The 19,363-nt window shown below is 65.7% G+C and carries 22 protein-coding genes; 8 read left to right on the top strand and 14 right to left on the bottom strand.

All coding sequences use genetic code 11. The features are described 5' to 3' along the window. Positions 1-60 precede the first annotated feature (60 nt). Complete coding sequence (locus tag JN302_RS28100) at positions 61-408, bottom strand: winged helix-turn-helix transcriptional regulator (RefSeq protein WP_202329905.1); 348 nt, start codon at positions 406-408, stop codon at positions 61-63. Between the two features lie 107 nt (positions 409-515). Here JN302_RS28100 and JN302_RS28095 point away from each other — a divergent pair, with 107 nt between their 5' ends. Together JN302_RS28095 and JN302_RS28090 are read left to right on the top strand one after the other, a co-directional pair. Further along, complete coding sequence (locus JN302_RS28095) at positions 516-1,220, top strand: glutathione S-transferase family protein (protein WP_202329904.1); 705 nt, start codon at positions 516-518, stop codon at positions 1,218-1,220. 294 nt (positions 1,221-1,514) lie between these two features. After that, positions 1,515-2,210 (top strand): outer membrane protein, encoded by a 696-nt coding sequence (locus JN302_RS28090; RefSeq protein WP_202329903.1) that lies wholly within the window; start codon positions 1,515-1,517, stop codon positions 2,208-2,210. Positions 2,211-2,233: 23 nt separating this feature from the next. Here JN302_RS28090 and JN302_RS28085 read toward each other — a convergent pair whose 3' ends face one another. Further along, positions 2,234-3,469 carry an MFS transporter gene (locus tag JN302_RS28085; RefSeq protein WP_202307436.1) on the bottom strand — a complete coding sequence of 412 codons (1,236 nt, stop codon included), beginning with the start codon at positions 3,467-3,469 and terminating at the stop codon, positions 2,234-2,236. Positions 3,470-3,696: 227 nt separating this feature from the next. Here JN302_RS28085 and JN302_RS28080 point away from each other — a divergent pair, with 227 nt between their 5' ends. From JN302_RS28080 to JN302_RS28065, 4 genes are all read left to right on the top strand, one after another. Beyond that, a complete protein-coding gene (locus JN302_RS28080; RefSeq protein ID WP_202307434.1) occupies positions 3,697-4,209 on the top strand; it encodes a sigma-70 family RNA polymerase sigma factor in 513 nt (170 codons plus the stop codon). Beyond that, positions 4,206-5,030 (top strand): anti-sigma factor family protein, encoded by an 825-nt coding sequence (locus JN302_RS28075; protein WP_202307432.1) that lies wholly within the window; start codon positions 4,206-4,208, stop codon positions 5,028-5,030. The genes JN302_RS28080 and JN302_RS28075 overlap by 4 nt, the downstream gene beginning before the upstream one ends. A 200-nt stretch (positions 5,031-5,230) precedes the next feature. Then, entirely contained in the window at positions 5,231-5,734 is a 504-nt protein-coding gene (locus tag JN302_RS28070) for a GNAT family N-acetyltransferase (protein WP_202307430.1), read from the top strand. 91 nt (positions 5,735-5,825) lie between these two features. Beyond that, on the top strand, positions 5,826-7,289 hold the full coding sequence (locus JN302_RS28065; RefSeq protein WP_202329902.1) for a RimK family protein: 1,464 nt from the start codon (positions 5,826-5,828) through the stop codon (positions 7,287-7,289). A gap of 15 nt (positions 7,290-7,304) precedes the next feature. Here JN302_RS28065 and JN302_RS28060 read toward each other — a convergent pair whose 3' ends face one another. The 7 genes from JN302_RS28060 to ygfZ form a co-directional block, all read right to left on the bottom strand. Next, on the bottom strand, positions 7,305-8,039 hold the full coding sequence (locus JN302_RS28060; RefSeq protein WP_202307427.1) for an energy-coupling factor transporter transmembrane component T family protein: 735 nt from the start codon (positions 8,037-8,039) through the stop codon (positions 7,305-7,307). Further along, positions 8,033-9,688, bottom strand: a complete 1,656-nt coding sequence (locus JN302_RS28055) for an ABC transporter ATP-binding protein (RefSeq protein WP_202329901.1) — start codon at positions 9,686-9,688, stop codon at positions 8,033-8,035. Before JN302_RS28055 ends, JN302_RS28060 begins: the two co-directional genes overlap by 7 nt. Beyond that, a complete protein-coding gene (locus JN302_RS28050) occupies positions 9,681-10,265 on the bottom strand; it encodes an ECF transporter S component (protein WP_202329900.1) in 585 nt (194 codons plus the stop codon). The genes JN302_RS28055 and JN302_RS28050 overlap by 8 nt, the downstream gene beginning before the upstream one ends. 79 nt (positions 10,266-10,344) lie before the next feature. Next, entirely contained in the window at positions 10,345-10,953 is a 609-nt protein-coding gene (locus JN302_RS28045) for a YkoF family thiamine/hydroxymethylpyrimidine-binding protein (protein ID WP_202307419.1), read from the bottom strand. 221 nt (positions 10,954-11,174) lie between these two features. Next, positions 11,175-12,365 carry an MFS transporter gene (locus JN302_RS28040; protein WP_202329899.1) on the bottom strand — a complete coding sequence of 397 codons (1,191 nt, stop codon included), beginning with the start codon at positions 12,363-12,365 and terminating at the stop codon, positions 11,175-11,177. A gap of 161 nt (positions 12,366-12,526) precedes the next feature. Continuing rightward, complete coding sequence (locus JN302_RS28035) at positions 12,527-13,144, bottom strand: YfbR-like 5'-deoxynucleotidase (protein ID WP_202334469.1); 618 nt, start codon at positions 13,142-13,144, stop codon at positions 12,527-12,529. After that, on the bottom strand, positions 13,141-14,016 hold the full coding sequence (gene ygfZ, locus JN302_RS28030; protein ID WP_202329898.1) for a CAF17-like 4Fe-4S cluster assembly/insertion protein YgfZ: 876 nt from the start codon (positions 14,014-14,016) through the stop codon (positions 13,141-13,143). Before ygfZ ends, JN302_RS28035 begins: the two co-directional genes overlap by 4 nt. Positions 14,017-14,119: 103 nt before the next feature. Between ygfZ and JN302_RS28025 the strand changes: the two genes are divergently transcribed. Continuing rightward, positions 14,120-15,445 carry a dihydroorotase gene (locus JN302_RS28025; protein WP_202329897.1) on the top strand — a complete coding sequence of 442 codons (1,326 nt, stop codon included), beginning with the start codon at positions 14,120-14,122 and terminating at the stop codon, positions 15,443-15,445. A 223-nt stretch (positions 15,446-15,668) separates the two neighbouring features. On the opposite strand, the gene JN302_RS28020 is transcribed toward JN302_RS28025, so the two are convergent. The 4 genes from JN302_RS28020 to JN302_RS28005 all read right to left on the bottom strand — a co-directional run bounded on the left by JN302_RS28020 (position 15,669) and on the right by JN302_RS28005 (position 17,798). Continuing rightward, a complete protein-coding gene (locus JN302_RS28020; protein WP_244845966.1) occupies positions 15,669-16,475 on the bottom strand; it encodes a hypothetical protein in 807 nt (268 codons plus the stop codon). 78 nt (positions 16,476-16,553) lie between these two features. Then, positions 16,554-16,811 carry a hypothetical protein gene (locus JN302_RS28015; RefSeq protein WP_202307412.1) on the bottom strand — a complete coding sequence of 86 codons (258 nt, stop codon included), beginning with the start codon at positions 16,809-16,811 and terminating at the stop codon, positions 16,554-16,556. 138 nt (positions 16,812-16,949) lie between these two features. Further along, complete coding sequence (locus JN302_RS28010; RefSeq protein WP_202307411.1) at positions 16,950-17,327, bottom strand: TIGR02301 family protein; 378 nt, start codon at positions 17,325-17,327, stop codon at positions 16,950-16,952. 87 nt (positions 17,328-17,414) lie between these two features. Further along, on the bottom strand, positions 17,415-17,798 hold the full coding sequence (locus JN302_RS28005; protein WP_342215879.1) for an NUDIX hydrolase: 384 nt from the start codon (positions 17,796-17,798) through the stop codon (positions 17,415-17,417). Between the two features lie 198 nt (positions 17,799-17,996). Between JN302_RS28005 and JN302_RS28000 the strand changes: the two genes are divergently transcribed. Beyond that, positions 17,997-18,770 carry an SOS response-associated peptidase gene (locus JN302_RS28000; protein WP_202329895.1) on the top strand — a complete coding sequence of 258 codons (774 nt, stop codon included), beginning with the start codon at positions 17,997-17,999 and terminating at the stop codon, positions 18,768-18,770. A 57-nt stretch (positions 18,771-18,827) separates the two neighbouring features. Here the strand turns inward: JN302_RS28000 and JN302_RS27995 are convergent, their stop codons facing one another. Further along, on the bottom strand, positions 18,828-18,968 hold the full coding sequence (locus JN302_RS27995; RefSeq protein ID WP_202307408.1) for a transcriptional regulator: 141 nt from the start codon (positions 18,966-18,968) through the stop codon (positions 18,828-18,830). Between the last annotated feature and the right edge of the window lie 395 nt (positions 18,969-19,363).

The following is a 19,363-nucleotide window of genomic DNA, read 5'->3' as shown; positions in this document are numbered from 1 at the left end:
TGCCGGTCCTGTTTTCCTCCCCGTGGATTGCAGGTCCGGCAGCGCTTCCAGCAGCAACGATCAGGCGGCGTGGCGCAGCTTCGGTAGGCCGAGCCTTTCGGTTTCCGTCTTTTCCCACCAGCCTCCGAGCGCGTCGATCAGCGGTACCAGCGTCAGGCCGACCGGCGTCAGGTCATAGTCGACCCGCAGCGGATAGCCCTGACGGGCCGTACGCCGGACGATTCCCGCCTTTTCGAGCTTGCGGAGCTCGAGCGTCAGGATCCGGTGCGACACGGTCGGGTTGTCCCGCCTCAGGTCGCTGAACCGCTTGGTCCCATCCTTGAGATAGTAGAGCAGCAGCGTCGGCCAGCGGCCGCTCAGAACCTGCATGACCTCTTCGATGGGGCAACGCGAGACCAGATCTTTCACGGCAATGGTCCTTGGTTACAGAAATGTGCGTAATTTACATGGGGCCGCGACCGCTTATGTTCCAGTCACGCTGCGCAGCGTGACCCTTTAATCCACGGAAGAAGACAATGGAACCAATCCTGCTTTACGGCTTCCCCCTGGGAAGCTCGATGGGGCTTGTGGCTGCGCTTGAGTGGCTCGGACAGCCCTACCGTTTGAGCCGCGTCGACATGCTCGGCGAGATGCGCGAACCCTCCTATGCGCGGCTGAACGCTCGCCACGAGACGCCCGTGCTTATCACCGACGAGGGACGTCCGCTCACCGAGACCATGGCGATTGCGGCATGGCTCGAGGCGCGCGACATCGAACGGCGTATCAGCTTCGTTCCCGGCTCGCCCGAGGCCGACCGCATGCATCAGCTCATGGCCTTCGTGAACACGGGCTTCACCGGCGCCTTCAGCCCGCTCTGGGTGGCACTGGAGACGGAGGATCCCGATCCGGAACTGAAGGCGCGTCTGCGCAAGTTCGGCCAAGAACGAGTGATCGAGCGGCATGACAAGCTGGAGGCCATGATCGGCGACGCGCCGTTTCTCGTGGGGGATCGGCCGACGCTCGCCGACGGCGTGCTGATCGGCGTGGCGCGATGGCTGGAATTCCACGAGGTTGCCGAGCCGGACCGCTGGCCAAGGTTGGAGGCGCTGCGCCGCCGGATCGAGGCTGATCCGGCCGTGCGTTTCGCCACGGCGATCGAGAACGGCGAGACTCCGGTGGGATCCGGCGCACTGCGCGGACAGCTGCCGCTCGCAGAAGTGATCGAAAAGTTCGGCGTCTGAGCCGGACCGCGGGCACGGCCGGAGTTCCGACTGGAACTCACCAGCGAGACCTTCGAGAAGAAAGGGCCGCCGCTTGGCGGCCCTTCACCGTCGAGTGGGTGAATTTCTCTTCCGCCACATCCATGGTTTATGAAGAGTAAATGATAAATATCTGTTTTTATTAAATTTATGCAATGCAGGCGTAATGCGCGGTGGTCATCCTCCCCTCGTCACCAAATGGCGCGGCTCGATTTGCGGATTGGCCCGAAGGGCCTGACGTGCAGGCGGCCGCCAATGACGATCTCGGAGTTTGTCATGTCCAGGAAGTTCTTCGCATTGCTCACGCTGGCGGGTATCGCGGCGTCGTTCGCCTCTTTCGCATCGGCCGCCGACATGGCTTCGGGCTACGAGCCGGCCGGCGGCGGCGGGGAACTCGCCTATGACTGGTCCGGCGTCTATGCCGGCGTCCAGGGCGGGGTGCAGTCCAAAGGTGTCCCGAACCCATTCTCGTCGCGCAGCGGCTGGGCGTTCGGCGGGCAGGTCGGCGCCAACTTCCAGGCCGGTCCGCTGGTCTATGGCGGCGAGTTCGACGGCACCTATTCGACCGGCACCGACATCCGTCTCGGCGACGGTGCCGAACTGGAGCAGACGATGACGGGCGCCGCCAAGCTGCGCGCGGGCGTGTCGCTCGACCGGACGCTGATCTACGGCACGGCCGGCTATGGCTGGGCCAAGCTGAAGCCGAAAGGCACGGTGGTCTCGGACGATCAGTGGAAGGGCGGCTTCGTGGTAGGCGCCGGCGTCGAACAGGCTTTTGCCGGACGCACCTCGCTGAAGGTCGAATATCTGATGCACAGGCTGAACGATGTGGAATCAACGGTGGTCGGCGGGGCAACCCGCTCCGACGACGTCAACACCCAGAGCCTGAGCTCGGCCTCAACTACCGCTTCTGAGCGACGCCCGTGGCGGGAGTATCCGCCACGGGCCTTTTCTTCACGATTTGGAGCCTGACCGCGTGATGCCGGTCGGCGCCGCTATTCGGCGGGCGCCAATGCCGGGCGCTCGACAGGCTTCTCGCGGATCGGCCAATGCACGACCGCTGCAAACAGGCCGAGCAGGACGCCGAGCCACCAGACCGGATCGTAGGTACCGAAGCGGTCGTAGAGATAGCCGCCCAGCCAGACGCCCAGGAACGAACCGATCTGGTGCGAAAAGAACACGATGCCGCCCAGCATGCCGAGATGGCGCGTGCCGAACATGATCGCCACCAGCGCGTTGGTGGGCGGCACGGTCGACAGCCACAGCAGCCCCATCAGGATGGCGAAGACGATGACGCTCGCCGGCGTCTGCGGAAGAAGCAGGAAGGCCGTGACCAGGATCGATCGGCCGAGATAGATGAGCGCGAGGAAGATCGGCTTGGAGTATTTCTGGCCGATGACGCCCGCGGCCAGCGAGCCGATGATGTTGCAGAAGCCGATGAGGGCGAGCGCGATGACCGCGTAACGCGCGTCGATGCCGATGTCGCGGATATAGGCCGGGAAATGGGCTGTAATGAACGCCACCTGGAAGCCGCAGACGAAGAAGCCTGATGTGAGCAGCAGGAAGCTCTGGTGTCCGAATGCCTCCTTCAGGGCCTGGCCGATCGACTGGTCGCGTTCCGTCTGCGCCGCCTTGCCGCTGGCGGCGTTGCCGACGAGCGGGATGGCGAGCACCGGAATGACCAGCATGGCAATGGCCATGTAAACCAGCGAATCGGACCAGCCGAAGGCATCGATCATGCCCTGGCTGATCGGCGCGAAGAGGAACATGCCGGCGGAGCCGGCGGCGGTGCCGAGGCCGAAGACGAAGCTGCGGCGCTCGGCCGGCACGTTGCGCGCAAAGGCTGCCAGCACGATGCCGAAACCGCCGGCCGCGACACCGAGTCCGACGAGCACGCCGCCACCGATATGCAGCATGGTCGGGCTGTCGGCTGTCGCCATCAGGAACAGGCCGAGCGCATAGAGGACGCCCGAAAGCGCCAGGACGCGCCAGGTGCCGAACTTGTCGGCGATGGCGCCGAAGAACGGAAGGCCCGCGCCCCAGAAGAAATTCTGGATCGCCATCGCCAGCCCGAATGTGGTGCGGTCCCAGCCCTTCTCGGCGAGCATGGGAAGCTGGAAGAAGCCCATCGCCGACCGTGGCCCGAAGGTCAGTGCGGCGATCAGGCAACCGCAGATAATCATCAGCCAGGGGAGGTGGCGGGCAGTTTGCGAGGCCTGGGTGCTGGACATCGGAGTCTCTCGTGTATCTACACGATTGATATACGATCCGACCCGTCATTCAAATGAATTGGTTGGATCGATCGATTCAGTTTCGTTGATGAATCAGCGTGGAACCACCGGGAGTTCCACGGTTCGCATCGTCTGTTGCCGTGGCGGGGTGCACACGGGAATATTTTCACAGGCCGGACGTTATAGGCTATGGTTCCCCAACAGGAACCGGCCGCCAGCGGGGCTCGATGGACGAGAAGAGGACGGCGATATTGGCGGAGATCCCTCGTCTGCGGCGCTACGCTCGCGCGCTTCTTCGCGACCGCGAAGCCGCCGACGATCTGGTGCAGGATTGCCTCGAGAGAGCACTGACCCGGCTGGAGAACTGGCGCACCGGCGAAAGTCCGCGACGCTGGCTCTTCACCATCATGCATCACCTGTTCGTCGACCAGACGCGCAAGGTGAGGAGGCGCGGCGAGACGATGCCGATCGAGGCGGCCGACGGGATGGTCACTCCGGCTACGCAGGTCGAGAACTTGGCGTCGCGCGAGATTCTCGAAGCGTTGCAGGCGATAAGCCCGGAAAGGCGGGCGGCTTTGGTGATGGTTACGATCGAAGGTTTCTCATATGCCGAGGCCGCCGATATGCTCGGCATCCCCGCCGGCACACTGATGTCGCGCATCTCGCGCGGCCGCGATGATCTGCGCGAATTGCTCGGCGATGCGGCTCGGCGCCGGACGATAAGGGTGATCGACAAATGACCGGCCGCCCGTTCTCCGAACGCGACATCCACCTGGCGCTCGACGGCGAACTGCCGCCGGAGGAACGGGCCGATTTCGAGGCATGGCTCGAGGCCGACTCCGATATGAAAGCGAAGTATTCGCGCTTCGCCGACGATGCGGCCCGGTTGCGGGACACCCTTGCCGGCGTGCTCGACGAAGCCGTGCCCGATCGCCTGTCCGGACTCCTGAGCGCCGGGGGTATCGGCGCCGAGACAGCCAGCAACCCCGGCCGCAAGGCAATCGTGGACGACCGGCGGGCTCGATGGTGGGGGGATTGGCGGGCGGCGGCCGCTGCCGTGCTGATGTTGCTGGCTGGCGGGGTAGGGGGCTACCTCATCGGTACGCGGCAGGACCGGGCGGAAAGCCGGCTCGCCGAGCAGGCGGTCGGTGCCTATCTGACCTATGCCGTCGACCAGCCCCGCGCTGTCGAAGTCGATGCCGGCGACAAGCTTCGTCTGGATGGATGGTTGTCGAAGCGGGTGGGCCTGAAGCTCGTCGCGCCCGACCTTTCCGCACAGGGCTTCGAGTTGCTGGGCGGACGGATCCTTCCCTATGACGACAAGGTTGCGGCGCTGCTGGTCTACAAGAATGCGGCCGGCAAGCAGATATCGCTCTATGTCACCGCGACAAAGGAAGACGGCATCAGGGGGACCTATGCGCAGGAAGCCGGTGGGCCGAGCGCCGTCTATTGGCTGGACAAGGGTTTCGGCTGCGCCGTCGTCGGGGCTCTGCCATCGGACGAGTTGGCAGAGGTTGCCCGAAACGCCTGGCGGCAACTGGTCGAGGGCGCTGCGACGTAGAGGCAGCCCCTGCGACACCTTGCGTCGCACAGAGATCGTGACTCATTGAGCTTTTTGCGGCTTACATTGTGCCGATCACCGCGTCACAATTCGGCCGATTTGGCGCGCCAAAGCGCGATGGATGCTGGAGTGTAGTCAGGCTGCAGCAGGGACCTTTCATTTCGGCACGCCAACGCATCGCACGAGGTTCCCTGGTCCGCATGACAGCCGACATCCGCCAGGCCCGCGCGTCCGACGCGAGTGCCATCCTTACCATCGAGAATGCAGTGTTCGAAGGGGACCGGATTTCGACCCGCTCGATGCGCCGGCTGCTGGCCGGTCGTTCGGCGGCCGTGCTGGTTGCCGCCGTCAGGGATGTGGTGGTCGGCTATTGCGTGGTGCTCTGGCGCGAGGGCACGCGAGTGGCGCGACTCTATTCGATCGCGACGGACAGGAACCATGGCGGCGCCGGAATCGGTCGGGCGCTGCTGGAGGCCGCCGAGGCGGCCGCGCGGCAGCGTGGGCGACGGCTGATCAGGCTCGAGGTGCGTGAAGACAATGGCCGCGCTCGCGCGCTCTATGAGCGCAACGGATATCGCTTCATCGGCAGGTTGCAGCGTTATTACCACGACGGAACGGCCGCACTTCGCTACGAGAAGGAGTTGCCGCCGGCCGGACCGCCTGCGGACGCGGAAGCGGCCGGCCGGGATGGACCTGCCCGCTGATCCCGCTATTGTCCGTCCCCCCCGCGTGAACATTCAGTGCCGCGCCGCATGACCTCCTCTCCCTCCTCGCTCCTGGAAGGCGCCTAACATCATGACCTGGGTCATCCTCACCGGCAGGCAGAACGACATCGATCAGGTCGCCACGCCGCATAAGATCATCACCAATCGCGACTATCTCGCGCATCCCGCATTGTTCCGCGGCCAGCGGCCCAAGGTCATCAACCTCTCGAACAACTACGGCTACCAGAGCCGTGGCTACTACGCTTCGCTGCTGGCGAGCTCTCGCGGCCATCGCGTCATTCCGACCGTCGAGACGATGATCGATCTGTCCGAGCGCAAACTCTACGAGCATGCCCTGCCGGAACTCGAAGTGGCGCTGAACAAGTGCCGCAAGGACCTCGGCGGCTCCTTTCCATCGCGTGTGCCGATCTTCTTCGGCATCGGGCCGTCGAAGGCCTGGGACCGTTTCGCAAAGCAGCTCTTCGACTGGTTCCGCGCCCCGGCCCTTGAAGTCTCGATCAGGGACAGTGCCGAACGGGCGACGATCCGCAAGGTCGGCTTCCTGCCGCTCGCCCGGATGACGGATCCGGAGGAAAAGCGCTTCGTCGATTGCCTCGACACCTATACGAGCCGCGAATGGCGCGACACCAAGACACGGACACCGGCGCGCTACACTTTCGCCACGCTGGTCGACCCGCAAGAGCAATTGCCGCCGTCGGAGATCGCCTCGCTGCGCTACTGGGCGCGCATCGCGGAGAAGATGGGCGTCGAGGTGGAGCCGATCACCAGGCGCGATCTGGCGAAGCTCGCCAACTACGACGCGCTGTTCATCCGCGAGACGACATCGATTTCGAACCATACCTATCGTTTCGCGCGCCGCGCGCAGCAGGAGGGCATGCCCGTCATCGACGATCCGCTGTCGATGATCCGCTGCACCAACAAGGTCTATCTGAACGAGCTGATGACCTACAACAAGGTGCCGACGCCCCCGACGGTGATGATCGCCGGCCCGGCCGATTTCGAGGTCGCTGCACAGACCCTCGGCTTTCCGCTGGTGCTTAAGATCCCGGACAGCGCCTTCTCGCGCGGCGTCAAGAAGGTGCAGGATTTCCACCAGCTGAAGACGCTGGCGACGACATGGATGGAGGATTCCGACCTTCTCATCGCCCAGAAGTTCGTTCCGACCGAATATGATTGGCGCGTCGGCGTGCTCGGCGGGCAGCCGCTATTTGCCGTCCACTATCTGATGGCGAAGAAGCACTGGCAGATCGTCAATCACGAGCGGGCCGGCAAGCCGGACCAGGGCGGCATCAAGACCTTCACCCTTAAGGATACGCCCGCCCATGTCGTGGAGACGGCGGTGCGCGCCGCAAGCTGTATCGGCGACGGGCTGTACGGCGTCGATCTCAAGGAGACCAGAGACGGTGTCTTCGTCATTGAGGTGAACGACAACCCGAATCTCGACCATGGCTGCGAGGACTCCGGCGAAAAGGACGAAGTCTGGGTAAGGCTGACGCAGTGGTTCCTGGACCGCCTCGAACGCCAGGGCAGGTAGGTAACTGCGTACACGCTAAAGCCGAACCCACGCCGCGCAAAAGGCGAGCATGGCGAGCGTGACGGCCAAGAAGACGACGTCCCGGGGGCGAGATCGGGGCGCGCCGATGATCGTGCGCGGTGAAGCCACGCCGAGGCCGCGCGCCTCCAGGGCGATGGCGGCGCGGTTCGCCCGCCTGATCGCATAGGCGAGCAGTGGCACGAGCAGCGTCATTGCCTCGGCCGGATTGGGGAAGCGCGACGGCGGTTTGCCGCGCTTCATCGCACGCGCCAGCCGGATCTGCTGAGCTTCCGCTCCAAGGTCGGGTACCAACTGCAGCACCGAGAACAGCGAATAGCCGATGCGCGGCGAAAGCCGGCAGTTCGCCATCAATGCCTTGATTAGCGCGCCGGGATCGGTGGTCAGCGCGAACAGCGCCGAGATCATGCCGCAGGCGACTGCCCGCAGGAACAGCGTGATGCCGGCCGAGAAGGCCTCTGACGCCATCGGCGCCTCCTTCGCCATCTGAAGCGCGAAGCCGCTCTCCTGACGGAACAGAAGGCTGGTCGTGAGAAAGCCGAATCCGAAGAGTGCGAAGGGCACCATCAGCGCCAGCACGGCGAGCGGCGAACGCTTCTCCAGCACCACCAGCGCGAGCACGCACAGAACGATGGCGGCAAGCTGGAAGCGCGCGTCGAATACCGCGATCGACGCGCCGATCCAGGCGATGCAGACGACCAGCTTGGCGAGGGGATGGATCGAGCTCAGCATGCCGGCACCTGTCGGAGCCAGCGCCGCACCGGCGCGATCACCGGTTCGGCCAGCCCTGCTCGGGCGACGAGATTCCGATCCTCCAGAAGCTCGACGGTGGGGCCTTCGGCCAGAAGGCCGCCTTCGCCGACGATGACCGAGCGCGCGCAGAGACGCAGGGCGAAATCCATGTCGTGGGTGATGACAGCGATGCCCCGACCCGATCGGGCGAGAGCCTCGATGCGACCTGCGATCATGGTCGCGCCCGCGGCATCGAGGCCGGCGGTCGGCTCGTCAAGCACAAGAAGGCGCCAACGTTCGGTCGCGGTGAGCGTGGCGAGCGCCAGCCGCCGCTTCTGCCCTTGCGACAGCTCGTACGGATGGCGTTCCGCGAGGTCGGCAAGGTTCCAGGCGGCGGCGATGTCCTCGGCGGTCCGGAGTCTTTCCGATATCGGCAAGGAACGGTCGAGCGAGGCCACGATCTCCTCGCGCACTGAGCCGGCGGTGAACTGGCTTTCGGGATACTGGAACGCGACGCCGCCGATGGCCCCCTGCCGCCGTCCGCTGCCGAGCCTGAGGAGACCCGCCAGGCTGGCGCCGAGCGTCGACTTGCCGGCGCCGTTTGCGCCAAGAATGCCGAGGCACTCTCCTGTGCGAATCTCCAGTGAGATGTTCCTGAGAATGGTGGGCCCGAACAGCGGCGCGCAATCCGCCTTTTCGAGCCTGGCGGCGATTTCGGCACCGGGAGTGAGGCTGGCGCGCGCGGAATGCTCGGCGAGGAAATTCTGCAGCACCGGCGCCGCCCGTGCCGTCATCCCCTCCGCGTCGATGGCCCGCAGCAGGCCGTCGATCGTGAGCGGCGGGGTCGCGGGCGCCAGGCCGGCCTCCGCCAGCTTCGCGTCGAGCCGGCTCGCCGTTGGCACCCAGATTCCGAGCCGGTCGAACAGATCCTGGTTTCTTCGGAACAAGGGCGCCGGTTGCCCCTCGGCAATGATCTCGCCGTCCACGCCGAGCACCGCCACGCGATCGACGGAACCGATCAGCCCGTCGAGCCTGTGATCGACGATGAGCACGCTGCGCGCGATCGATTCTTCGAGAAGCAGATGATGCAAGCGGGCGGCCGCCGCCGGCGCCAGATGTGCCGTCGGTTCGTCCGCCACGAACAGCGGCGCCTCCTGCACCAGTGTCGCGGCGAGCGCGACGAGCTGTTTCTCGCCGCCTGAAAGCGTGGCGGTACGGCGTCGGCGCCATGCTTCCGACAGCCCGACCCGGCGCATGGCTTCGCTCACCTTGCGCACGATATCCTGTTCCGGTATCGCCCGGTTTTCGAGGGCGAAGGCGATTTCGTCCTCGACGCGCATGCCGCAAAGTGTCTGGTCGGCATCCTGGAAGAAGCGCGCCACCGTGCCGGCCCAGCGGTCGGGCCGGCATTCGTTCACCGCGCTGCCGAACAATCGGATCGAGCCTGCGACGGTTGCCGGAATCGTCTGCGGAATGAGCGCGGTCAACGTATTGAGGAGCGTCGACTTGCCGGAGCCGGACGGACCGAGAAGCAGAAGCCTTTCGCCTTGCCTGACGTCGAGATCGACCGGCCCGACCGCATCGCGGCCGGCATAGGGATACCGGGCCGTGACATTCTTCCAGGCCGCGGCCGGGGCAAGCTCAGGCACGGGCCGTCCGTTTGGCGTGGTCGATCGGCAGGCCCGACAGGACGCCCGTGCGATAGAGCGCTTCGACGATGAAATGGCCGAGCACGCCGCCGAGCAGGGCGCCGCTCAGGCAGCGGAGCACGAACATGGTGACGAGCAGGCCGGGAGCCAGCGCGCCGTAGTCGAAGCGGATCCAGGTGTAGACGAAGGAGAAGATCGCCGCGCCGATGCCTGACGCGATCAGCACGGGCAGCCTGTAGTTGCGCCAGCGGGTGGCGGCGAAAACCGCCTCCGCGCCCGCACCCTGGACAAGGCCGGTCACAAGCAGGAGCAGGCCGGCCGGGCTGCCGAGCAGGATCTGGGTGGCCGCGGCCAGCAACTCGGAGAACAGCGCCGCGCCGGGCTTTCGGATAATGACGGCGGCGATGATGGACACGATGAACCAGAAGCCCATCACGACATCCATGGTCACCGGACCGAACACGGCCTGGGCGATGAGCCAGACCTGCACCCAGGCCAGATAGAGGACGCCGAACACCGCGCCGAGCACGGTCACGATCAGTATGTCACGCAAAGTCCAGGCGCTGTTGTCATTCATTGTTCGATCTCCCGCGATGTCGAGTTTCGGAGTGTTGGAGCGTCCTTGCGCATCCAGAAGGACGCGCGCCCGATGCGGTTCAGGCGACAGTGGGACTGTTCGCCGAGGCCGTGAGGTCGAGCGCCACATGACCCTGCGGCGCCCCGAAACGCAGGAAGGCTTCGGCCAATGTGGCGAAGACCGGCCCGGCATCGCCGCGCAGCTTGGTGCAGAAATTCTTCGACCGGTCGAAGACGCCGGAGGATTTCAGGAATTCGATACAGCCGTAGATCTCGTCCATGTGATGGCCGGCGCCCAGGGGATAGAGCGAGAACTGGGCCGCGACGGGCTGGCCGGTCGGTTGCGCTGCGAGGACCGCGGCGGCTGCCGCTTCGATCCGGTCCCGCAGCGGCAAATCCGGTGGGGCCGATACGAGCGGCGTGCAGATCGCATCGTCCGGCTCGCCCGGACAGCCGCGCGAGACCGTCGCCGACAGTACGCAGTGCTTGCCGCTAGACGCTGCGGCGACGAAGAGGTCTCGCATGGCCGGGAAAAGCTGCTCGGGCGGCCCGACGATGAGCGTCGAGACGTCGTCCGTCTCGATCCTGAAGTTCGGGCGATAGGGCTCAAGCGCCTTGATGGCGCCCAGGATGATGCCGACGAAGTCGTCGGCCATCGGGTAAAGGGATAGCTGTGCACCTGAGAACATCGGCCGCCTCGCTCCGCTGGCATTAACCAGATCAGCTGAAGGGTCCGGAGGCATGCCGCCTCGCATCTCAGCCCCGGCAATACGGAGCACCCCTGTCGAACGACGTAAGCTCTATGCCGCGGCGTCCCGCGACGCAAGCCCCGTATTGGGCCTGTCGATCGCGAATTGCGGGCCAGGATGCCGCCGGTTCGCAGCGGCCCCCTTCGTCCTTCGAGGCGCAGTCAGCCGCCGCTGCCTTCTTGCTGTTCGAGGCTCGGCAGCAAGGTCACAAGAGCGACCGAAGCAAGTGCCAGCACGGCGGCACCCATGGCGAGCGGCATGAGGCCGGCCGTGATGAAAGGAGCGACCGCCGCGGTGCCGACGGCGGTGGTGACGAGGATGGCCACGACCACCAATGCGGCGCCGCGAGCATCGTCGCCACGCGCAGCAACGACGGCGAGGTGAAAGCCGGGCGGTCCGCGCAGCCCGAGACCGGTGTTGAACGGGATGAAGAGCGCCGTGACCACCAGAGTGTCGCCCCCGCCCGCAAGCGCATAGGCGAGCATGGCAACCGCCCCCGCCGCCGACAGCAGGGTGCCCATCGATATCAAGCGTTCTGCGTCGAAGCGGCGAACGAGGCGGCCGGCCAGGTTGGCCGCCACGACAAAGGTGGCGATCCCCGTCATCTGCATGATGATGAAGTCGGCAAGCGTGGCGCCGAGGGCCGCGACGAACACGGTCGGCGCGCCGAACACGACGACGAGAAGAGCGCCCAGAGTGAAGGCGTGGCTCACGGCGTAGCGAAGGAAGACCGGATCGGCCAGCAGGTGGCCATATCCACCGGCCTTGCGGCTGCTCACCACGGCGGGGATGTGACGATGCCAGGCGGTGATCGCGCCGGCCAGCAGCAAAGCCAGGAGCGCAATCGCCCCGAAGGAGGCGTTCCAGCCGAACAGGCGGATCAGCCACAGGCCGGCGACCGGAGCGAGTGCTGGCGTCAGCGCTTCCACGCTGCCGAGGAAGCCGAGAGCGCCGACGGCGCGCTCGTCGCCGTAGAGCGCGCGGATGATCCCCGGCGCAAAGACCGCCGCCGCCGAGCCCGCGGCGCCCTGCAGGAAGCGCAGGCCGATCAGGGCTTCCAGTGACGGGCTCAATCCGGCGAGGCCGGAAATCACGCCGTAGGCAACCAGCGAACCGACCAGCAGCGCACGCTGATCGTACCGTGCGCCGAGCGAGCCGAACACGAGCAGACCGAAGGCGGAGCCGGCGACGAAAGCCGCGAGCACCAACTGGGAGCGTTCGAGCGTGCCGCCGAGAGCCTCCGGCAACTCAGGCACGGCGGGCAGCACGAGATCGGTGCCGGCGATCCCGAGGACGGTTCCGCAGACGATCATCACGAAGGCCGGCACGTGGCTGCCGCCGGTCTTTTGCATGGCGCACACTCCTTGACCGCCAACAGGCGGGCGCGCGCAATGCACGGGAGGTGACGCGAAGTCAAGCCGCGCTTGTTGGGCCAGGCGACAACAAGACCCCGGCTTCGTCCACTATGAATGGGCGCGGCGGTGTCCCCGACCATGCGCTGCAGCGGGCGCGGCTACGCGGCCACCCGCGCCTTCTCGAGCGCAGCGAAACGTTTGAGAAATGCTCCCTGGACTGCGTTCGGCGGTCTGGGCGTCAGGTCGAACTGGTCGGCCGCGATGCCGCGCGGGCGTCCGAAGAACTGGGTCGCCTCGGCGACCGAGAAGCCGGCAAGCTCGGTGGCTTCGAAATAGGCAGCGATCTGGTCGGCCCGCTTGATCTCCTGCTTGAGCTTGCCGGGCAAGGCTGTAGGCAGCGAAAAACGCATATGGATCGCGCGCTGCAGCCGCTCCTCACAGGATTTGTAGCCACCTCCGATCACCGACTTGAACGGCGAGATCATGTCGCCGATCACATATTCGGGGGCGTCATGCAGCAGGGCGGCAAGCTGGGCTTCCGGCCGGATGTCTTTGCTGATGGCCGAATGGATTTCCTCAACCAGCAGCGAATGCTGCGCGACGGAAAAGGCGTGGTCGCCGCGGGTCTGCCCGTTCCATCGCGAGACGCGCGCCAGCCCGTGCGCGATGTCGGAGATCTCGACGTCGAGCGGCGAGGGGTCCAGAAGATCGAGCCGGCGGCCGGACAGCATGCGCTGCCAGGCCCTGGCCGGCGCCCCCGGTCTGTCTCCCATCAGGCGCCCTCCGCGGACGCGGCGTCCGCCGGGAAGGTGAATTTCGCCCAGGAGGGGATCGCAAGCTCGAGCTCGAGCCCGTCCGCGGTGATCGGGTTGCCAGCAGCCATCGCATCCTTGACGCGATCGATCCGGACGATGGCGAGGCCGGTACGGCCGGCGACCGTGCCGAGCGCACCGAGCGGGCGGCCATTGGCGAGGATCTCGGTGCCGGGGGCGGGAAGTGCGGCCGGCCCCGTCGCGATCAGCACGCGCCGTCGCGCCGTACCCCGATGCTGCATCCGCGACACGACCTCCTGCCCGACATAGCAGCCTTTGGCCAGGCCGACGCCGCCGGTCTGGTCGAGAAGCACGTCGTGGGGAAAGGCGTCGCCGAGTTCATAGTCGGCGCCGCTTTCGGCGATCCCGTGGGCGGCCCGCAATGCGTCCCATTCCGCGCGGTCCGACCCTCCGGCCGTCTTGCCGTAGTGCCGGGATACGTCGACCTCCGGGAAGCGGGTGTCGAGCAAGCTTGATTCATTTCGTGAAGAAGCTGAATCGGAAGGGGAGGAGCGTGAATCATCGCCCCACGAGACGGCGACAAGCGCTTGATCCTGCTTGTTTATCTTGGCCTTTGCCCGGAGGCGGTAGAGGGTCAGCCGCTTCACCAGGTCGTCGGCGACATCGGCCCGGCAGTCGAGGCGGAAGCCCGTGTCGACGCGTGAGACGAGGAAGTCGAAGAGGATCTTGCCTTGCGGGGCGAGCAGGGCGCCGGGCTTGACCTCGCCCGTCTTCAGCGAGGAGATATCGGTGGTGATGATATTCTGGAGCAGCGTCTCCGCATCGTCGTCGGTGACGAGGACGAGGGCGCGGTCGTCGAGCTGGACGGTGGGCATCGTTGGCGGGGCCTGATCTTGCAAATCGGTTGGCCATTACGTAAGCCCTGCCGCGCGGGGCGGCAAGGACCGGCCCGACCGGCGAACGGCAAGGACCACTGTCATGGCGACAACATTCGACCTGATCCTGAAGGGCGGCACGGTCGTCAACCATGACGGCCGCGGCGCGCGTGACATCGGCGTCGTCGGCGGGAGGATCGCCGCGATCGGCAAACTGCGCAGCGCCTCCGCCGGGACGACGATCGATTGCACGGGCCTGCATATCCTGCCGGGTGTCGTCGACAGCCAGGTGCATTTCCGCGAGCCCGGCCTCGAGCACAAGGAAGACTTGCAGACCGGTTCGCTTGCCGCGGTGCTGGGCGGCGTTACCGCCGTGTTCGAGATGCCGAACACCAAGCCGCTCACCACGAGCGCCGAGGCGCTGGCCGACAAGGTCGCCCGCGCCCGGCACAGGATGCATTGCGATTTCGCCTTCTGGGTTGGCGGCACGCGGGACAATGCGGGGGACGTGGGCGAACTTGAACGCCTGCCGGGCGCAGCCGGCATCAAGATATTCATGGGTTCGTCGACCGGCGACCTCCTCGTCGAGGACGACGACGGCGTCTATTCGATCCTCAGCAAGACGCGCCGTCGCGCCGCTTTCCATTCCGAAGACGAGTTCCGCCTGCGCGAGCGGCTGGGCGAGCGGGTGGAGGGCGATCCGTCAAGCCACCCGGTCTGGCGCGACGAGATCGCCGCGCTGCAGTGCACGCAGCGCCTGATCGCCGTGGCGCGGAAGGCGCGGGCGCGCATCCACGTGCTCCATATCTCGACGGCTGAGGAGATCGATTTCCTCGAGGCGCATAAGGACGTCGCCACCTGCGAGGCGACGCCGCACCATCTGACGCTGAGCGCCGACGACTACGCCACGCTCGGCAACCTGATCCAGATGAACCCGCCGGTGCGCGCGGCGCGCCATCGCGACGGCGTCTGGCGTGGCGTGACGCAGGGCATCGTCGACGTGCTGGGCTCCGACCATGCGCCGCATACGCTGGAGGAAAAGGCCAAGCCCTATCCGGCCTCACCTTCGGGCATGACCGGCGTGCAGACGCTCGTCCCGATCATGCTCGACCATGTCAACACCGGGAAACTCTCTCTCGAGCGGTTCGTCGATCTCTCCAGCCACGGTCCGCAGCGGATTTTCGGCATGGCGCGCAAGGGACGGATCGCTGCCGGGTATGACGCGGATTTCACCGTTGTCGACCTTAAGCGCCGCGCGACGATCCTCAACGAGCAGGCGGGTTCCAAAGCCGGCTGGACGCCTTATCACGGCCGGCAAGTCACCGGCTGGCCAGTCGGCACCATCATTCGCGGCAAGCAGGTGATGTGGGAAGGCGAGCTCGTCGAGGCAGAGCAGGGCGAACCCGTCGCGTTCTCCGAGGCCCTGTAGCCATCCGTCACGCGGGACGCATCTTGCGTCCTGTCCACAGGCGGCAACGAAGGGAGCGAGGGGCGGGCCTGATACCGACGGCACTGGCTGCCGACACATCCACCGGGCGTGGCTGCTGACGTCTCGAACACCAGCGCCGCCCTTCCGGGCGCTTGGCTATGCGCCGAAGGGCGTGGGCCAAGCCGTCGCGCGCTCCAACGGTCGATCTCATAGACCGTTGGCGTCAGTCGCCGGCGACGAAAAACTCCCACTTGCCTTCCGGCGAGATGCCGACGCGATAGAAGATATAGGTCCCGTAGGTCTTCATGTCTTCGAGGTCGCCCGCCGTCACGATCTTGAAGAGCTCGACCTTCTGGCGTGCGTCGAGGCGATCGAGCGGCACAGCGATGAAATACGGCCAGACGTAGAGCTCTCCCGGCTTGCCCGCGTCGAGGTGGACATAGCCGGCGTTCAGCACCTCCTCGAGGATCGCCAGAAGCTCCTGGCCTTCCTCGTCGCCGGAGAGGCCCTTCAGGAATTCGATCGGATCACCGTCGACGCCGCCGAGCGCGATCTGCGTGCCGTCCGGTCCGTTGCCGATCAGCGGCCGCAGGGCCTCGATGTTGCCGCTTTGGGCGGCCTCCACGATCAGCTCGCGCATCCGCTTCACCTGCGACGGCAGGCGGTCCAGATCGTAGATGATCTCGGGCAACGGCGCATTGGGGTCGATGACCGGGCGGCCGATCTGGCCGCTTTCGTCCTCGCCGGGGACGGCCTCTTCTTCAGCGGGTTGCGGAGGCTCGTCGGTCCCCTGCGGCGTGGTCTGGATCGGGTCGGGGTCGGGCACGGTATGGACCGGCGGCAGCGGCTCCTGCTCGACCGATTCGGCGGCAGGCGGAGGCGTCGCCTGTTCCTGCTTGATTTCGCTCAGCGCCGATGCCGGGGCGGTGGCCCAAACGACCGTGCCGGAAAGGAAAAACGCGCCGGCCAGAAGGCGCAACGCGGCGCGTCGTGCGCCGGCGTATGATCTCTGGGGGGACTGACTTGCCATGCTTCCTCGACCTGTCGGGCAGGGCGGTCTGCGCCCTGTCGCAGGATCATATACATGAAAAACCGGAAAGCAGGTGTGTCAATGGCGCCGCAGCAGCGGCTCGAATTCTCCGGCGACGACCTTTTCGCGCATGCGATCGAGAAGCGCGAGGGCAGCACCCTCGCCGCTGGAGCGCAGCAACTCACCGAAAGCGGTGGCCAGGGCCGCCTCGGCGATGATCTCGGGCTCGATGCCGGCTGAAAGCCCCTCGGCCCAGGCTTCGTTGTGGCTCTCGACGGCAGTCAACCGTTTTTCTTCGCGCACCAGGGCGTCGATGTCGCTGAAGCCTTGTTCCATCTTGCCTTCCACCCTTTCAAGCGGCGATCCGGACAATTCGGATCAACTTGAGTCGTCCCTGTTAATGTCCCATTAAGGCTTTCTAACACACCGGATCGCGATTGTGCGCTGTCCATCGGGAAAAAAGTTAACAGGTTCCTAATTGCCGAATCGGGACGCGATGTCCCTGCTGAGCGCCTCACCCTCCTTCATGTAGCGCCCGATCGCCTCCGTCGCCGAGGCAGTGCAGTTCACATAGATGCCGTCGAAGGAACGGTAGCCGCGGTTGAAGCTGGCGATGAAGCGCGCCCGCCGCGTAGGCTCGGGATTCTCGGCGGCCAGCAGTTTCTCCATCTCGTCGCGCCATTGATTGCCCTTCTCGCCGCAAAGATTGCGCAGATAGTGGAGCGAGCCCAACACCTCTGCCAGCCGCATCAATTGTGCCTCGAAGGGCGACACGGCCGCGGGCGCCTGCGCCGAGACGTTCGGCGCGCCGAGCATGACCAGGGCGAAGGCGGCGATTGCGATGCGGCTCATAAGGCCTTGTGGCCAATGATCTTGTCGCCTGCAAGGCAATTTGCCGGGATCCCGCAATCTGCCAGGAAATCCCGTGCCCGGCGTCGCCTATCGGCTTCGGCCGGACAGGACCTCCCGTGCGACGTCGAACACGAAATCCGACAGCAGCATGCCGCGCATCGCGTCCAGGTCGTACCAGCCCGCCTCGTCAGCGTCGTCGCCGGCCACGGCCTCGCCCCCCTTGTGAACGCCGGAGAAGACCATGAGCCGGTAGTGCATGGCACGGCCGTCCTTGGTGCCGCCGACCCGGTACTCCCGAACCGGCGCGAGATCCCCGACGTCGAGGCCGGTCTCCTCCAGCAGTTCCCGGCGAGCGGCCTGCTCGGCGTCCTCGCCCGTTTCGACGCGTCCGCCCGGAAAGGCGTAGTAGCCGCGCGAGGGCTCGCGCCCGCGCTTCACCAGAAGGACGGTGGTGCCGCGACGTACTGCCACCGAGACGGCCGGAATCTCCTGTTCGTCCATGAGGTCTGGATAGCGCGGGGCGCTTTCTTGTGGAAGGCGGTCCTCACCCGGACGAGATGCGACGGCGGGATGTTGCGAAGCGCGCGGTCGCGCGCCACCATGCCGTTGTCGGGCGCATGCGCCGTCCGCCCCGAATCTCCTCCCACTCCGCAAGGACAGGCGCGAACCATGTGCGGACGCTTCGCTCTCACCACCTCGCCGGACCAGACGGCCGCCTTCGCCGGCTTGGCCGATCTGGAGGATTTCCCCGCCCGCTACAACATCGCGCCGACGCAGCCGATCCTGACTGTGATCGCCGGCGAACCGCGCGCGCCGGGTTCGAACCTGCCGGACCGGCGCGCCCTGCTGGTGCGCTGGGGGCTGATCCCTGCCTGGGTGAAGGATCCGAAGGAATTTCCCTTGCTGCTCAATGCGCGATCGGAGAGCGCGGCCGAGAAGGCATCGTTCAAGGTGGCGATGCGTCACCGCCGGGTGCTCATCCCGGCATCGGGCTTCTACGAATGGAAGCGCAGCGGCCCGCGCTTGGCGCAAGCTTACTGGATACGGCCGAAGGCGGGCGGTATCGTCGCCTTTGCCGGGCTGATGGAGACGTGGAGTGAGCCCGGCGGCTCCGAGATCGACACGGGCGCGATACTGACGACATCGGCCAACAGCGACGTCAGTCACATCCATGACCGTATGCCTGTCATCGTCAGGCCGGAGGATTTCTCGCGATGGCTGGATTGCCGCACCCGGGAGCCGCGCGACGTGGCGGACCTGTTGCGGCCGGCCGAACCGGATTTCTTCGAGGCCGTGCCGGTTTCCGACCGGGTGAACAAGGTGGCCAACACCAGCCCCGACATACAGGAGCGCGTCGACCCGGTGCTCCTGGAGAGCGAGGCGCGGGCAAAACCCGCAAGAGCGCAGAAGTCCGCTTCAGGCGATCAGATGTCGTTGTTCTGATCGCAGGCCGATAGCCAAACCCGCCGGTGCCGTCAAAAGCGGGGCTATGGCTTGGCGTCAGGCCGCCTTGTTCGGCTTGCGCTTCTTAGTGTGCAGCAGCGCGGCCACGATCGCTGCCGGGCCGATCGCGCGATAGTGCTTGGTGAGGGCGGCGTACTGGCTGCGGGCTCGTTCTGCTTCGCTTTTGGTGCGAGTCATTGTCTCTTCCCTAAGGTAAGTCTGGGTCATGGGAGTGCAGATGGTGATCGATTTCGACCAAATCGTGACATCGGACCGATATCTTCATCTTCGTCCCGTTTCGTTCGTACAGATATGTTTAATAAAATCTTAGCCGATAGGTTCCCCCGAGACGGGGCCAGTGAAATTGCGGCTGTGAAATTGCGGCTTGACGCACTGCCCGGCGTAGAGCGATAAAGCCGGCCATGAAAACGTTTTTTGCCATTCCCGGCATTTGCATTATCGGCTAGCGCTCTCGCTGGTCCGGACGTTTTCGCCCTCTTTCAAGAAAAGACAAGCAAACGCCCCGGCCAGCGGTGCGCCGCGAAAGGTTTCCACAGGAGTCATGCGTCCCGAGGCGCAGGGCTGCACGAGGG

This window comes from Mesorhizobium sp. L-8-3, from assembly GCF_016756615.1.
GTDB lineage: Bacteria > Pseudomonadota > Alphaproteobacteria > Rhizobiales > Rhizobiaceae.
This window is presented reverse-complemented; position numbering and strand designations above follow the sequence as displayed.

What these genes read in the sequence shown, in the direction of transcription:
- JN302_RS28040 (WP_202329899.1), bottom strand. Translation starts at nt 12,365, where the DNA reads ATGCAAAAGACCGGCGGCAGCCACGTGCCGGCCTTCGTGATGATCGTC.
- JN302_RS28095 (WP_202329904.1), top strand. Translation starts at nt 516, where the DNA reads ATGGAACCAATCCTGCTTTACGGCTTCCCCCTGGGAAGCTCGATGGGG.
- JN302_RS28050 (WP_202329900.1), bottom strand. Translation starts at nt 10,265, where the DNA reads ATGAATGACAACAGCGCCTGGACTTTGCGTGACATACTGATCGTGACC.
- JN302_RS28070 (WP_202307430.1), top strand. Translation starts at nt 5,231, where the DNA reads ATGACAGCCGACATCCGCCAGGCCCGCGCGTCCGACGCGAGTGCCATC.
- JN302_RS28065 (WP_202329902.1), top strand. Translation starts at nt 5,826, where the DNA reads ATGACCTGGGTCATCCTCACCGGCAGGCAGAACGACATCGATCAGGTC.
- JN302_RS28085 (WP_202307436.1), bottom strand. Translation starts at nt 3,469, where the DNA reads ATGTCCAGCACCCAGGCCTCGCAAACTGCCCGCCACCTCCCCTGGCTG.
- JN302_RS28010 (WP_202307411.1), bottom strand. Translation starts at nt 17,327, where the DNA reads ATGAGCCGCATCGCAATCGCCGCCTTCGCCCTGGTCATGCTCGGCGCG.
- JN302_RS28090 (WP_202329903.1), top strand. Translation starts at nt 1,515, where the DNA reads ATGTCCAGGAAGTTCTTCGCATTGCTCACGCTGGCGGGTATCGCGGCG.
- JN302_RS27995 (WP_202307408.1), bottom strand. Translation starts at nt 18,968, where the DNA reads ATGACTCGCACCAAAAGCGAAGCAGAACGAGCCCGCAGCCAGTACGCC.
- JN302_RS28015 (WP_202307412.1), bottom strand. Translation starts at nt 16,811, where the DNA reads ATGGAACAAGGCTTCAGCGACATCGACGCCCTGGTGCGCGAAGAAAAA.
- JN302_RS28025 (WP_202329897.1), top strand. Translation starts at nt 14,120, where the DNA reads ATGGCGACAACATTCGACCTGATCCTGAAGGGCGGCACGGTCGTCAAC.
- JN302_RS28060 (WP_202307427.1), bottom strand. Translation starts at nt 8,039, where the DNA reads ATGCTGAGCTCGATCCATCCCCTCGCCAAGCTGGTCGTCTGCATCGCC.
- JN302_RS28020 (WP_244845966.1), bottom strand. Translation starts at nt 16,475, where the DNA reads ATGGCAAGTCAGTCCCCCCAGAGATCATACGCCGGCGCACGACGCGCC.
- JN302_RS28080 (WP_202307434.1), top strand. Translation starts at nt 3,697, where the DNA reads ATGGACGAGAAGAGGACGGCGATATTGGCGGAGATCCCTCGTCTGCGG.
- JN302_RS28000 (WP_202329895.1), top strand. Translation starts at nt 17,997, where the DNA reads ATGTGCGGACGCTTCGCTCTCACCACCTCGCCGGACCAGACGGCCGCC.
- ygfZ (WP_202329898.1), bottom strand. Translation starts at nt 14,016, where the DNA reads ATGCCCACCGTCCAGCTCGACGACCGCGCCCTCGTCCTCGTCACCGAC.
- JN302_RS28045 (WP_202307419.1), bottom strand. Translation starts at nt 10,953, where the DNA reads ATGTTCTCAGGTGCACAGCTATCCCTTTACCCGATGGCCGACGACTTC.
- JN302_RS28075 (WP_202307432.1), top strand. Translation starts at nt 4,206, where the DNA reads ATGACCGGCCGCCCGTTCTCCGAACGCGACATCCACCTGGCGCTCGAC.